This is a genomic window from Synechococcus sp. RS9916, assembly GCF_000153825.1.
Taxonomy (GTDB): Bacteria; Cyanobacteriota; Cyanobacteriia; order PCC-6307; family Cyanobiaceae; genus Synechococcus_C.
On the sequence record NZ_DS022299.1, the window covers coordinates 635,498 to 648,407 of the forward strand.

Genomic DNA, 12,910 nt, shown 5'->3' on the forward strand with positions numbered 1-12,910 from the left:
CTGGCTACTGCTACGGCGGTACCCGTAAGGCGAATCGTCGGTCGAGAAAGCGTTCGTGATCAGTGACGCCAACGCATCCTTGGGAAGAAAGAGGTTCACCCTTCACGTTTCAGTGCTTCAGCCTGCATTCTCTGAATCCGTTCCAGGACAGATTCATTGCTCATACGGTTGTTGAGCCGTTCCACCAGCAGGGGAAATGCCATCGGGCCTGGTCGGGGTGTGGGGCAATGGATCACTTCGCCGCGGGCCATCCGCTCCAAAGCTGTCTTCAGTCGTGGAAGCTCAAGTTGCTCATTGAGTACTTCATCTCGCGCCTGTTGAAGCAAGAGATTGTTGGGTTCATGGCGGCTGAACACCTCGAACAGGAGCGAGCCGCTGATTTGCAATTGACCCGTGCTCTTGTTTTGCCCAGGAAAACCTTGCACGAGTAGTCCCGCCACTTGCGCAACGCTGCGGAACCGACGTTTGCACAATTCCGAGAGATTGAGCGCCTGCTCGAGGTCTTGTTCCAGCTGATCGCTGCTGAGCAGGTCGTCAATATGGTCTTCGATCAGGTTGCTGAATGGATACTGGCGCGGGGCGAGCAGTTCAAACCCGTAGTCGTTCACCGAAACGGTGATCGTTCCCCGATCCAGCCGGGTGAGCCGCGTCGCGAATAGGAAGCCGAGACCTTCATGCACGAAGCGTCCTTCAAAGGGATACACATAGAGATGGCTGCCTTCACGCGTCTGACAGGTTTCGAGCAGGAGCTGATCGGCACGCGGAAGAGTGGAGAGGTCTTGTTGGCGTTCGAACAACGGTTCGAGAGCCTGCAGTTCCGGCGTATCCAGTTCGCCGCCACCAGCTCGTGCCACTTCCTCACGCAGGTGATGGGTGAGCAGATCGGAAAGTGCCATCTGTCCACCAGCCCAGGCCGGGACGGTGGTGCTCTTTCTGGTGGTGGATTTGACGTAGGCCGTCATGTCCCGCAGACGAACAAATTCCAGTTGCCGTCCGGCAAAAAAGAACACGTCTTTGGGTTTGAGTTGGCTGACGAAGTTTTCTTCAACGTGGCCCAGCACGGAACCCCGCACGAAGCGCACGCGGATCGCCGGGGCCGATGTGATTGTGCCGATGTTGAGGCGATGCAGGCGAGCAATCGCTGTTTCCTTCACCGCCAGACGGCCGTCGTCGCCTCGTTCCAGTTTCCGGTAGCGCTCGTAGGCACCCAGGCATTCGCCGCCTTGCTCTAGAAACTTGAGGCACCACTGCCACTGGTCGTCCTTCAGTTCGGAAAAACTGGCGGTCTGGCGCACAGCTTTGAGGGTCTTGTCGGGATCAAAGCCTGGGCCGCAGGCGAGCGTGGTGAGGTGCTGCAACAACACATCCAGCGGCATCAAAGGTGGGTGCCGTTCTTCCACCAGTCCGGCACTGAGGCCTCGGCGCACTGCACTGAGCTCCAGCAGTTCCAGGGCATTGGTGGGCATGAACAACACCTGGGAGGTGCCGCCAGGCAAGTGGGCTGAGCGACCGGCTCGCTGCAGCAGGCGAGCAAGGTTTTTGGGTGACCCGATCTGCACGACGCGCTCAACGGGCTGGAAATCCACCCCCAGATCCAGGGAACTGGTGCAGACCACCCAGCGCAGATCACCTGCTTTGACGTTCGCTTCGATCGCTTCGCGTTCCTGACGATCCAGGGCGCTGTGGTGCAAAGCCAGCAAGCCGTCCATCTCCGGACAGGCGTAGCGCAGGCACTGAAACCACCGCTCCGCCTGGTTGCGGGTGTTGGTGAATAGCAGGGTGCTGATGCCGGGCACCAGCTGTCCCACCAGATCTTCGTAACGCCGAAGACCGAGGTGTCCTCCCCAGGGAAACCCGTCGATGCTGTCGGGAAGGATGCTGGTTACCTCAAGGGACCGGGGTGCCGCCCCGGTGATGATCACCGGCTTGCCGCCAACGCCCAGGGCATGACGGGCTGCAGCATCCAAATTGCCGATCGTGGCGCTGATCGCCCAGGTCTGTAGTGCCGGATTGGTCATCCGCAACCAACTCAGCGCCAACTCCGTTTGTGTGCCCCGTTTGCTGCCGATCAGCTCATGCCACTCATCCAGGATCACCGTGTCGAGCTGGGAAAACAGCCGCTCGGCATGGCGACCAGCCAGCAGCACGCACAGCGATTCGGGTGTAGTGATCAAGATCTGAGGCGGTGACTTGACCTGTTTGTTGCGATCGCCGGTGGAGGTGTCACCGTTGCGGATGCCCACCCGCATTGGCCAGCCCATGGCCTCAATCGGCTCCTTCAGGGCGAGCGCTAAGTCGCGGCTCAGGGCCCGCAGCGGCGTGATGTACAGCAGTTTCACCCCTGAGCTGGCCGTGTTGTCCGCCAACATCCGGGCGATCGGTGCCATCACCGCGGCATAGGTTTTCCCTGATCCAGTGGGCACTTGGATCAATCCCGATGCCCCTTCCAGGTGGGCTTTCCAAGCCTGTTGTTGGAAGTCCTGGGGCGTCCAGCCTTTGCTGAGGAACCAGGCTTCGATCGGCTTCAACAGAGTTTCGGATCGCGTCATCCGCCAGGCTCCTGCCTCTGTCGCAACAGCTCTTGGGCGCTGCTGAGGCTGTCAGCACTCTCGGCTGTGCGGTCGTTTCTCCAGCGCAGGATGCGCGGAAAACGCACCGCCAGCCCACATTTGTGGCGTTTGGAGGGTTGGATCCCCTCAAACCCGATTTCAAACACCAACTCCGGTTCCACCACTCGGGTGGGCCCAAAGCGCTCCCGCGTGTGGCGGCGAATCCAGCGATCCAACGTGAGGATCTCGTCGTCGTTGAGGCCTGAGTAGGCCTTCGCGAAGGTCACCAATTGATGGTCGCTGGGATTGTCGGCGCTGCGGTCCCAAAGAGCAAAGGTGTAATCGGTGAACAGATTGGCGCGCCGGCCCGTGCCTGCCTGGGCGTAGATCAGCACCGCATCGAGGGTCATCGGCTCGAGCTTGTGTTTCCACCAGTGCCCGCGCTTGCGCCCTGCGAGGTAAGGCGACTGCAACTGTTTGAGCATGAGCCCTTCAGCCCCACCCTCACCGGCCCGTTGGCGCAGTCTGTCGAGATCGTCCCAGTGCTTCAGCGCTTCTCCCTGGCTTTGCCGGAGTCGCCAAGCCTCTGGTCCCTGGATGGATTGGCATTGGATTTGGAGTGCGTTCAGACGTTCCTTGAGGGGTTGGTCACGGAGATCTGTGCCGGCGTTTTCCAGCAAGTCGTAGGCCACGAACTGCACCGGGCACTCTTGCTGCAACTTCGCCCCCACCCGTTTGCGGCCCAGTCGTCGTTGCAGGCTGGAGAAGGGCATGGGTCTGCTCTCCTGTTGCTGCCAACAGATCACTTCTCCGTCCAGCACCGTGTTGAACGGCAGGGTTTCTGCCATTGCCACCAGCTCCGGAACACTGGTGTTGATCAGTTCCTCTCCGCGGCTCCAGAGGAAGACTCCTTCCTCACGTCTGATCAGTTGCCCGCGAATGCCATCCCATTTCCATTCAATCCACCAACTTTCCGGTGCGGTTGCGCTGACTGTGTCGTGTTGCAGAGGGCTGGCCAGAAAAAAGGGATAGGGCACCGCTCCACGATTGGTGCGTGTCTGATCCTGCGCGGCGCTGAGCTGTTCAAACCATGTGGCGGTAGGCGTGACAGGCCCCATCAGGCGTTCCAGCACGGTGGTTTCCTCCAGCGCAAAGGCGGAGGCAACGGCCTTCACCACCAGTCCCCGGGCCACACCAATGCGGAAGCCGCCGGTGAGCAATTTGTTGAGCAGAAAGTGGCGGTTCTCTGGCACGGCAGACCACAGGGCCGTCATCGCTTGCTGCTGCTGCTCTTGTTCACAACTGGCGATGGCAGGGAGAAGCGACTCCATCCACCAATGGAGTGGTGGCCTTTCCGGAATGCGTTGCAGGAGCGGGGCCAGATCCGGCTCGTCGAGCGACGGTGGTGTTGAGAGCTGCTCCTGTAGTTGGGGCCAGAGCAGGGCCACGGTTTCTGCAGAATCGCCCACATGGCTGTGGCAATCCTCAAACAGCCAGTCGGGAAGTGAGGTGCTGGCCTGAAGGATCTCGCGCAGCCGCCGCCCCGTGATCAGCCGTTTGCGCCGTTCTCCCAACAGCAAGGTGAGAGACCAACTGCCATCTTCAGGAGCGACTTCAGCGAGATAGGAGCGCAGAAGTTCAACCTTTCGCTTTGATCCACTGCTGCCATCAAGGGCATCGATGAGTTGGGCAAACCGTTCCACAACACTCAGCCGAGTGCGGCTAAGGGCGCTGCCTGAATCCCTTCCACTTCCATGAGGTAGCGCGCCAGCACATCGTTCTGGCCGTGGGTGACGTACACCTGCTTGGCACGACTGTCCTTCACCGTGCGGATCAGACCTTGCCAGTCGGCATGATCGCTGAGCACGAATCCCCGTTCGTAGCCCTTGCGCCGTCGGGCACCGCGCACGGCCATCCAGCCGGAGGCAAAGGCTGTTTGAGGTGAGGGAAAGCGACGCATCCAACTCGAGCGATGGGCGGATGGTGGCGCAAGCACCAGGCGTCCTGCGAGTGATTCTTTCCTGGGAATGTCACTCACGGGCCGGCTGGGCACCATCGGGATCGCCGCATCCCGGTAGTGGCGCGTGACGGTCTCCACGGCTCCGTGCAACAGCACTTCTTCGTCAACGCCGATCGCTGCCAGTTCGGCCAGGATCCGTTGGGCTTTGCCAAAGGCATAACAAAACAGCAGTGAGGGCCGGCTTCGATCGCCCTGCCACCAGTCCTGAATGTTGCGGGCCAGCGTGGCCCCATCACTCCAGCGATAGATCGGCAGCGCAAAGGTTGCCTCGGTGATCAACACATCGCATGGCACCGATTCAAAGGGGGCACAACTGGGATCGGAGCAGCGCTTGTAATCACCGGTGACTACCCAGACCTCACCCTTCACCTCCAGTCGGATCTGTGCACTGCCCAGCACGTGTCCCGCACTGTGAAAGGACACTTGGGCATCACCGATGGATTGTTGCTCGCCGTAGTTGAGGGTGCACAGGTTGATCGTTTGCCCCAGCCTCTGGCGCAGGATTCCTTCACTGGCTGAAGTAGACCAATATTCATCGCACCCTGGCCGGGCATGGTCGGCATGGGCATGGGTGATCAGTGCCCGCTGCACCGGACGATGGGGATCAATCCACGCCTTGGCGGCCGGGCAATACAACCCTTCAGCGGTGTTGACGAGCACAGTCATGCAGGGGGTGACTTAGAGCTCCTTCGCGGTGCTCAGCACCTTGTTGCCATCTGCAGTGGTTCCTTTGCAGGTCACGCCGATGTTTTTGACCATCACGGTCTCGCCGCCATAGAGACCGTATTGCTTGGTGTTCTCGTAGCCCCAAGCACCCTCTTTGCTGCTCCGATCCCAGACGTACACCTCACAGCGGGTGCCGTTGATCGAAAACGCCTCGCCGCCTTCAGCCTTGATGAATTGGGCAATTTGCGGTTTGCGATCCTTCACCTCCAAACCGACCCTGGCGAGTGCGTTGTAGAGGTCGTCCATGGTCAAAGTTTGTGTTTTGGCTGGCGTGCAGCCCATCACCCCTGCACAACAGAAGGCTGTGATGCAAGTGGCGACGCGTTTGCGCATGGGTATCAATCGTTTCGGTTAGCGGCTCATCGCGAGCATGGCTTCGATCGGCTTGAGAGCCCGTTGGCGCATGGTTTCATCCATCTCGATGGCTGGTGCTCCAGTGGACAGGCAGTGCCACAGCTTTTCCAGCGTGTTCAGGCGCATGTAGGGGCAGGCGTTGCAGCTGCAGCCATCAGTGCCAGGCACATCGAGAAACTCCTTGTGGGGCAAGCGCCGTTGCATCTGGTGAATGATGCCGGGCTCCGTGAGCACGATGAAAGTGTTGGAGTTGCTGGTCTCGGCATAGTTCAACAGCTTGCTGGTGGAGCCGATGAAGTCGGCCAAATCCAGCAGCGGTTGGATGCACTCCGGATGGGCGATGACTTCAGCATCTGGGTGTTTCAGCTGCAGCTTGAGCAGTGCTTCTTCGCTGAAGGTTTCATGCACGATGCAGCGCCCTGGCCAGAGGGTCAGTTCCCGTCCGCTTTGATCCTGGACCCAGCGACCCAGATTGCGATCGGGTGCAAACAGAATTGGTCGGTCGGCCGGTAATTGGCGCACGAGATCCACGGCGTTACTGCTGGTGCAGATCAGATCGCTTTGGGCCTTCACCGCCGCACTGCAATTGATGTAACTCACCACGAAGTGGTCGGGATGCTCAGCTCGGAAAGCGGCAAACGCATCAGCAGGGCAGTCATCTGCCAAGGAGCAGCCGGCCTCCAGATCTGGCAGCAGAACAGTTTTCTGAGGGCTGAGGATCTTGGCGGTCTCGGCCATGAAGTGCACGCCGCAGAACACGATCACGTCCGCATCGGTGTTAGCGGCTTTGCGCGACAACTCCAGCGAATCACCGATGAAATCGGCAATGTCCTGGACTTCGGGCTCCTGGTAGTAATGCGCCAGGATCACAGCATTTTTTTTCCGGCGCAGGGCGTCAATCGCCGCAGGGAGTTCAGCAGGCGTCGGGGCAGCAGACAGGGCCGTCGATGGGGTGAAATCAACGGTCATCTGGACCATCTGCGGCAGGATGGGCCACAGCCTAGGCATTGCCCCTGACACTCTCGAGTTCCCGGCTTCGGCTTGCCATCGCAGGGGATCTGCACGGTGACTGGTGTGATGACGATGCGGCCCTGCTGAAACGGCTCGCTCCCGATGCCGTGTTGTTCGTGGGGGATCTCAGTGATGGTGATCTGCGCCTCACCAAGGCCATCACTCGTTTGCCTTACCCGGTCGCGGTGATTCTTGGCAATCACGATCGCGGCAAAGACCAAAGCGGTGGCGTGTTTCAGCGTCAACTCGACTTACTGGGTGATCTCCATTGCGGCTGGCGACAGCGCCAATGGTCATCACCTCCACTTGGTGTGGTGGGCTGCAGGCCAGGGTCGGCTGGAGGCGGGTTTCACCTCTCCAAAGCGGTGCAGGCTGTGGTGGGGCCGATTACGGTCGAACAATCAGCGGCGCGAATTGTGGAGGCCAGCGCAGCTGTGCCTGATGACTGGCCCCTGGTGTTGTTGGCCCATTCCGGCCCCACAGGTTTGGGCTCCGATGCTGCAGACCCTTGCGGGCGTGACTGGAAGCAACCTGCTTGCGATTGGGGTGATGCAGATCTGGCGCTTGCGCTCACGCAAATGGCGCAGCAGCGTCGGCCCCAGCTTGTGGTGTTCGGGCACATGCATCACCGTCTTAAGGGGCGTCAAGGAGAACGACGCACTTACGTGCGAGACCGACAGGGCACTGTGTTTCTCAATGCAGCGTGCGTGCCGCGCCGCGGCCTCGATTCGGAAGGGCGCACGCTCTGCCATTGGTCATGGGTGGAATTCGACCAGGGTGAACTGGTGCATGTGAGTCATCGCTGGTTTCTGCCTGACGGGTCCGTGGCCTACGCCGAAACCTTTCTTGATTCCGTTCCTGCAGCGACCAACCGCTGATGCTGGTTTATCTCGCCCTTAGCAGTCATGGCTTCGGCCATGCAGCCCGTCAGGCTGCGGTGCTGTCGGCTTTGCATGCGCTGCATCCCCAATGGCGGCTTGTGGTGAGCTCTGCGGTGGATCCGGCATTCCTGAACCTGGTCTTTCATGGGATGCCCGTGGAACAGCGCCCTGTCCGCTGGGACGTGGGCATGGTTCAAAGCGATGCCCTCAGCTGTAACCAGGCGGCTACCTTGTCCGCCCTCGATCAGTTGGAGCGGAGTCTTCCGGGAAGCCTGGATCAGGAGGTCGCCTGGATCGAGGCTCAAGGCCTACCCGTCGTGGTGTTGGGGGATATTCCCCCCGCGATTGCCCGCATGGCACATCGTCTTGACGCTCCTTTGGTGTGGATGGGCAATTTCGGATGGGACGACATCTATCGCGATCAGGGGGAGGCTTTTGCTAAGTGGGTTGATCAGGCCCGTTGCGCTTACAGCACCGGTGATCTGCTGTTGCGCATGCCCTTTCACCTGTTAATGGCGTGGGGGATTCCGGAGCAACCGGTGGGTTTAGTCGCTGCACGCCCTCGCCCTTTGCCAAGACCTTTGAAGGAGCATCTGCTCCAGGAGGAGCACGAACTTGTGCTGGTGGGATTCGGTGGCCTGGGGGTGTCGATTGCACCGCAGTGTTTTGCCCAATGGCCTGAGCATCATTTTTTGTTGCCAACGCCTCCGAATCCAGCCGTGAGCAACGCGCTTGCAGCTGTGGACAACCTCACGCTGTTGCCGGAGGGGGTCCGACCCTTGGATGTGATGCCCTACTGCCAACGGTTGCTGGGTAAGCCTGGTTTCAGCACGTTTGCGGAGGCCCTCAGCACGGGCACGGGCCTCCACGTGGTTGAGCGCGCTGGCTTCTCAGAGGCTGCGGCCTTGATGACGGGACTGTGCAGCCATGGCTTTCACCGCTTGATCAGCCGATCAGGTTTTGATCAGGGGGCCTGGGAACTGGATCTCCCCTTAATCCCACCCCTCGCTGACCCCTTACCGCTCGATGGTGCGCAAGCCGCTGCTTTGCAGATTTCGCATTTGGTCAGGATGCGATTGGGTGTCTGATCCCACAGCGATAAGTAGATCTGATTAAAGATCAAGTCGTTGTGCTCAATCGCCAGGGATGCCACGGGTGATTGGGATGAGCAGCACAATCCCGCGCATCTGCAGGGTTTTCACCTGAGTGGACAGAAGTCCAGCTGGCACTGAAATTCTGTTGACGGGGGCATCGCTTCGGGAAAGTTCACCCGTGCACGCCCATGGGTTGTTGTACTCATTAGGCTTTTGCCGATTGTCGAACTCCATCCGCTTCTGGATTTCGACCGGTGCCTCTTCGGCGCCATTGCTCCTCGAATGCATTTCATGACTGTTCTTGCTCCGACCGCCTGTCGTTTCTTTGCAGCGGCCACCGCAAGCGCAATCACACTTCTCCCTTCTCTTCCTGTTCAGGCTGCCAGGGTCTCTCTCGCACCTGGCACGACCGCCCGTTCGCTGTCTGTGCAGCTTGAGGGTGAGTCTCCCGTCATCGGTTTGCCTTACGTGATCACCCCTGAGCGTCGGGCCCTTCTGAATACGATTCGCTTCGCTGAGGGCACCTGGAAGGGTGGCCTTGATCTGGGTTACCGCGTCATGTTCGGCGGTGGGTTGATGGCCTCGCTTGATCGTCATCCCGACCGGGTGATCTACTCCTCCCGTTACGCCAGCGCAGCGGCTGGGGCTTATCAGTTCATGCCTTTCACCTGGAAGATGGTGCAGCGCAGTATTGGCGTGCGGGGTTTCGGACCTGAAGCTCAGGACCAAGGGGCGATTTATTTGATCCAGCGCCGCAAAGCTCTGCCTTTGGCTGACTCTGGTGCCATGACGCCCCAACTTTCAGCCTTGTTGGCCCCTGAGTGGGCATCGTTCCCCACCTTGCGGGGTGTGAGCTACTACGGGCAGCCGGTCAAGCGCTTTGACCGTTTGCGCAGTTTTTACAACGTTTCATTGGCGCAGCTGCGTCAGGTGCGTGATCAACGCCGCCAACAATTGGCTGAAGAAGCTGCTCCCAGTGACGACTCACCAAAGGGGCCTGTGTGCAAGCCCCCGACCATTCTTTGCGGATTCTGAGCTCAGTCCTGGTTCGACTCCTCTAATTTTCGGCCGACCGTCGCTTGGGCGATGAGGTAGGCGGCAACCCCTGCGCCAAGGAAACCAAGGCCGTTGCGCAGTAGAGGCAGCAGCTCGTTGGTCCTCGTCACCACTGGGGCAACGCCAAAGACACCAAACAGCATCACCCACAGCGGTGAGAGCAGCAGCAGCCACGACCAGGCGATCAAGTCACCCTTTTGACGTGGATAGGCTGCAAAGCCAGCAATCAATCCACCCAAGATCGAGGTGCTGAGCGTCCAAAGCCACTGCTCCATCGGCAATCCAGGCACCACCTGACAACCGCCGCGATCGAGGCAGACTTCGACTGCATCGAGAGCTGCATAGATCGCTCCGTCTTCACCGTTGTCGCGCACATAGAACTGGTTGCCGTAGCGGGTTTGAAGTTCCACCCACCAGGTCCGGGGCATTAAGGCGAAAAAGGCATCGCCAACGTTGAAATTGAGCAGATTGCCCCCGCGGGGGTCAGCGATCAACAGCAAGCTGCGCTCGTCAAGACCCCAGAAGTCCTTCACTGCTAAGCCGGGGGTGCGCTCGTACTGCGTCAAGACGCGCAGTTTCCACCCGGTGCGGTCTTCAAAACCCGAAAGTTGGGTCTCTAGTTCGGAGCGTTGACGCTCGCTCAGCGCTTTGGCCAGGTCAATCACCGGCGTGGGGTGATCGGGTAGAAGCTCGGGGTTATCAAGCGCCCAGGCTGGTCGCCCGGCCACCAACAGCACTACCAGGGACAGCATCGCCAGAACGGATTTCAATCCTCGGTGTGCTCCCATAGCCCAAGTGCAGACATCGGCATTCTCTCGAATGGATCGCCTTGGTGCGCCTTGTCCGGCCTGGATGGTCACGCGCTTTGAAGCCGAGGGCGGGCGGATGTCCTTTCGCCGCTTCATGGAACTGGCCCTCCATGATCCCGTTGATGGGGCCTACGGCAGTGGCCGTCTTCGGGTTGGCACCAAGGGTGATTTCGTCACGTCCCCATCAATGGGATCGGATTTCGCCGCCCTTCTTGCCACGCAGTTGGCGGAGTGGCTTGACCAGATTCATGCCGAAGCGCCTGCGAGTCCCTTGAGCCTGGTGGAGGTTGGGCCGGGTGAAGGGGACCTGGCTGCTGATGTTTGGGCCGAACTCCATCGACTCAATCCCGCTTGGATTGGCCAGCTCGAACTGGTGCTGGTGGAACGCAATCCTGGGATGGAGAGCCGGCAGCGAGAACGTTTGGCCGCATCGGCACCGGGCCAGGTCCGCTGGACCACCTTGGACAAGCTGGCTGCTGATCCAATTCGCGGGGTCCTCGTCGCTCACGAATTGCTGGATGCCTTTCCGGTGGAGCGATTGATTTGGCGTGATGGGGCGATGCGCCAAATGGGTGTGGTGCTGACGTCTGATGACGCCGGTCAAAAAGTGCTGCATTGGGATGATCAGATGCTCCCTGATTCGATTCAGCAGCAGCTCGACTGGGCTGATAGGCACTGTGGTATCTCCGTGCCGCCAGCTCAGGTTCCAGAGGGCTGGACGACCGAATGGCACGGCGAGGTAGCGCCTTGGCTGGAACAAGTGGCCAAGGCCGTCGCGTCTGGAGTGATGCTGATCGTTGATTACGCCCACGATGCGGAGCGTTACTACAGCGCTCGGCGATTTGCAGGCACCCTCTTGGCCTATCACCAGCAGCAAGCAAGTGATGAGCTTCTCGCTGACGCGGGATGCAGGGATCTCACGGCCCATCTCTGCATCGATACGCTCTTGGCACAGGCCCGAGATCAAGGCTGGACGGTGCTCGGACAGTGCCGGCAAGGAGAAGCTCTGCTGGCTCTAGGTCTCGGGGAACGGCTTCACAATCTTCAGCGGCTTCCGGCGACGGAGCTCCCCCAGGCGCTGCAACGCCGAGAGGCGTTGTTGCGCTTGGTTGATCCAGCAGGTTTGGGTGAATTTCGCTGGATTGCTCTGTCTCGATTCCCCGATGAGCCGAGGGAAAGCGAACTGATCAGCCGATGCCTTGAGGCCCCGAAAGGGTTCAGCTGAGCGCCGCCAGACAGGCTTTCACCTCGTCGGTGTTCACATCCGAGCGAATGCTGACGGCCCCAATGGCGTCTGGAACCACAAAACGAACGGTGCCGTCCTGTACTTTCTTATCCCCTTGAAGGGTCTCGAGCACTGCTGAAGGGTCCAGCGGTGGCCAGACGGTGGGCAATCCACATTTCTGAATCAGTCGGCGTTGGCGGTTCGCCTGGTCTCGGCTCCAGTGACCCCGTTGCACTGCCAGTTCCCCCACCGCCACCATCCCAATGGCGACGGCTTCGCCATGCAGCCAGGTGCCATATCCGGTGAGGTTCTCGACCACGTGTCCAAACGTGTGTCCGTAATTGAGGATGGCCCGCTGCCCTCCTTCCCGTTCATCGGCCGCCACCACGTTGGCCTTGGCTTGGGCTGAACGCTCGAGGATCGTCTGCAGAACGCCATCCGGCAAAGCTGACGCCTCACTCAACCCATCGCAGCTCTCAAGCAGATCAAACAGGCCCGGATCGCCAATCACCCCGTACTTGATCACCTCGGCCATCCCGGCGCGAAATTCGCGATCCGGAAGTGTGTTCAACGTGTCGGGATCGATCAGGACCAGTTTGGGTTGGTGGAAAGCACCGATCAGGTTTTTGCCGCCTGGGTGGTTGACCCCTGTTTTGCCGCCGATGGCGGCGTCCACCATGGCGAGAAGGGTGGTCGGGACCTGCACCACGGCGATCCCCCGCAACCAGGTGGCCGCAGCGAAGCCGGTCATGTCACCGACCACGCCACCACCGAGGGCGACCATCAGTGACCCTCGCTCGAGCCGCAGGCGATGGGCTGCGTCGTGGATCTGGCTGACTGTGCCCAGGTGCTTTTGGTCTTCGCCGGCCTCGATCACCAGGGAGTCGGCTTCAAAGCCACTGCTGCGCAGACTCTCCAGCACGGTGGCGCCATAAGGTCCGGCCACATCCGCATTGCTGACGACCAGAACCTTGCGGGGTGCGCTGATCCCGCTGTTCAACATTTCCTGTCCGAGGTTCTGCAAGCCCCCGCTGCCGATCACGACGTCGTAAGGGTTTGACGCGAGCTTGACGGTGATCCGTTGCATCGGGCGATGGGCAACGCCAGGCGGCGTTCAGGATGTGGATCCACTCTGCCGCCCAGATGGTCGGATCCGCCTAATCTCCGCGCAGCGGGCAAACGGGC

The 12,910-nt window shown here is 60.2% G+C and carries 11 protein-coding genes; 4 read left to right on the forward strand and 7 right to left on the reverse strand.

Annotation, left to right across the window (positions count from 1 at the left end; genetic code table 11):
- Positions 1-95: 95 nt before the first annotated feature.
- From RS9916_RS03500 to nadA, 5 genes are read right to left on the reverse strand one after another with little or no spacing between them, the layout of a single operon-like run.
- A complete protein-coding gene (locus tag RS9916_RS03500) occupies positions 96-2,549 on the reverse strand; it encodes a ligase-associated DNA damage response DEXH box helicase (protein ID WP_007097858.1) in 2,454 nt (817 codons plus the stop codon).
- The gene (locus RS9916_RS03505; RefSeq protein WP_007097859.1) at positions 2,546-4,252 is read right to left on the reverse strand and encodes an ATP-dependent DNA ligase; all 1,707 of its coding nucleotides are present in this window, start codon (positions 4,250-4,252) and stop codon (positions 2,546-2,548) included. Before RS9916_RS03505 ends, RS9916_RS03500 begins: the two co-directional genes overlap by 4 nt.
- A 5-nt stretch (positions 4,253-4,257) precedes the next feature.
- Positions 4,258-5,235, reverse strand: coding sequence for a ligase-associated DNA damage response exonuclease (locus RS9916_RS03510; protein ID WP_007097860.1), 978 nt, complete (start codon positions 5,233-5,235; stop codon positions 4,258-4,260).
- A gap of 12 nt (positions 5,236-5,247) precedes the next feature.
- Positions 5,248-5,628, reverse strand: coding sequence for a hypothetical protein (locus RS9916_RS03515; protein ID WP_007097861.1), 381 nt, complete (start codon positions 5,626-5,628; stop codon positions 5,248-5,250).
- Between the two features lie 18 nt (positions 5,629-5,646).
- The gene (gene nadA / locus RS9916_RS03520) at positions 5,647-6,618 is read right to left on the reverse strand and encodes a quinolinate synthase NadA (protein ID WP_050752295.1); all 972 of its coding nucleotides are present in this window, start codon (positions 6,616-6,618) and stop codon (positions 5,647-5,649) included.
- Positions 6,619-6,656: 38 nt separating this feature from the next.
- Here nadA and RS9916_RS03525 point away from each other — a divergent pair, with 38 nt between their 5' ends.
- From RS9916_RS03525 to RS9916_RS03535, 3 genes are all read left to right on the forward strand, one after another.
- On the forward strand, positions 6,657-7,538 hold the full coding sequence (locus RS9916_RS03525) for a TIGR04168 family protein (RefSeq protein WP_007097863.1): 882 nt from the start codon (positions 6,657-6,659) through the stop codon (positions 7,536-7,538).
- On the forward strand, positions 7,538-8,629 hold the full coding sequence (locus tag RS9916_RS03530) for a hypothetical protein (RefSeq protein ID WP_007097864.1): 1,092 nt from the start codon (positions 7,538-7,540) through the stop codon (positions 8,627-8,629). Before RS9916_RS03525 ends, RS9916_RS03530 begins: the two co-directional genes overlap by 1 nt.
- A gap of 297 nt (positions 8,630-8,926) precedes the next feature.
- Positions 8,927-9,670: a glycoside hydrolase family 104 protein gene (locus RS9916_RS03535; RefSeq protein WP_038024129.1), complete on the forward strand. Its 744-nt coding sequence runs from the start codon at positions 8,927-8,929 to the stop codon at positions 9,668-9,670.
- A gap of 2 nt (positions 9,671-9,672) precedes the next feature.
- Here RS9916_RS03535 and RS9916_RS03540 read toward each other — a convergent pair whose 3' ends face one another.
- Positions 9,673-10,479, reverse strand: a complete 807-nt coding sequence (locus tag RS9916_RS03540; RefSeq protein ID WP_038023196.1) for a TPM domain-containing protein — start codon at positions 10,477-10,479, stop codon at positions 9,673-9,675.
- A gap of 97 nt (positions 10,480-10,576) precedes the next feature.
- On the opposite strand from RS9916_RS03540, the gene RS9916_RS03545 reads away from it, so the two are divergent.
- Positions 10,577-11,725, forward strand: a complete 1,149-nt coding sequence (locus RS9916_RS03545; RefSeq protein WP_232199519.1) for a class I SAM-dependent methyltransferase — start codon at positions 10,577-10,579, stop codon at positions 11,723-11,725.
- Here RS9916_RS03545 and aroB read toward each other — a convergent pair.
- Entirely contained in the window at positions 11,718-12,812 is a 1,095-nt protein-coding gene (gene aroB / locus RS9916_RS03550) for a 3-dehydroquinate synthase (RefSeq protein WP_007097869.1), read from the reverse strand. The two genes, RS9916_RS03545 and aroB, sit on opposite strands and share 8 nt — an antisense overlap.
- Positions 12,813-12,910: the final 98 nt, after the last annotated feature.

What these genes read in the sequence shown, in the direction of transcription:
- RS9916_RS03500 (WP_007097858.1), bottom strand. Translation starts at nt 2,549, where the DNA reads ATGACGCGATCCGAAACTCTGTTGAAGCCGATCGAAGCCTGGTTCCTC.
- RS9916_RS03510 (WP_007097860.1), bottom strand. Translation starts at nt 5,235, where the DNA reads ATGACTGTGCTCGTCAACACCGCTGAAGGGTTGTATTGCCCGGCCGCC.
- RS9916_RS03515 (WP_007097861.1), bottom strand. Translation starts at nt 5,628, where the DNA reads ATGCGCAAACGCGTCGCCACTTGCATCACAGCCTTCTGTTGTGCAGGG.
- nadA (WP_050752295.1), bottom strand. Translation starts at nt 6,618, where the DNA reads ATGACCGTTGATTTCACCCCATCGACGGCCCTGTCTGCTGCCCCGACG.
- RS9916_RS03530 (WP_007097864.1), top strand. Translation starts at nt 7,538, where the DNA reads ATGCTGGTTTATCTCGCCCTTAGCAGTCATGGCTTCGGCCATGCAGCC.
- RS9916_RS03535 (WP_038024129.1), top strand. Translation starts at nt 8,927, where the DNA reads ATGACTGTTCTTGCTCCGACCGCCTGTCGTTTCTTTGCAGCGGCCACC.
- RS9916_RS03540 (WP_038023196.1), bottom strand. Translation starts at nt 10,479, where the DNA reads ATGGGAGCACACCGAGGATTGAAATCCGTTCTGGCGATGCTGTCCCTG.
- RS9916_RS03545 (WP_232199519.1), top strand. Translation starts at nt 10,577, where the DNA reads ATGTCCTTTCGCCGCTTCATGGAACTGGCCCTCCATGATCCCGTTGAT.
- aroB (WP_007097869.1), bottom strand. Translation starts at nt 12,812, where the DNA reads ATGCAACGGATCACCGTCAAGCTCGCGTCAAACCCTTACGACGTCGTG.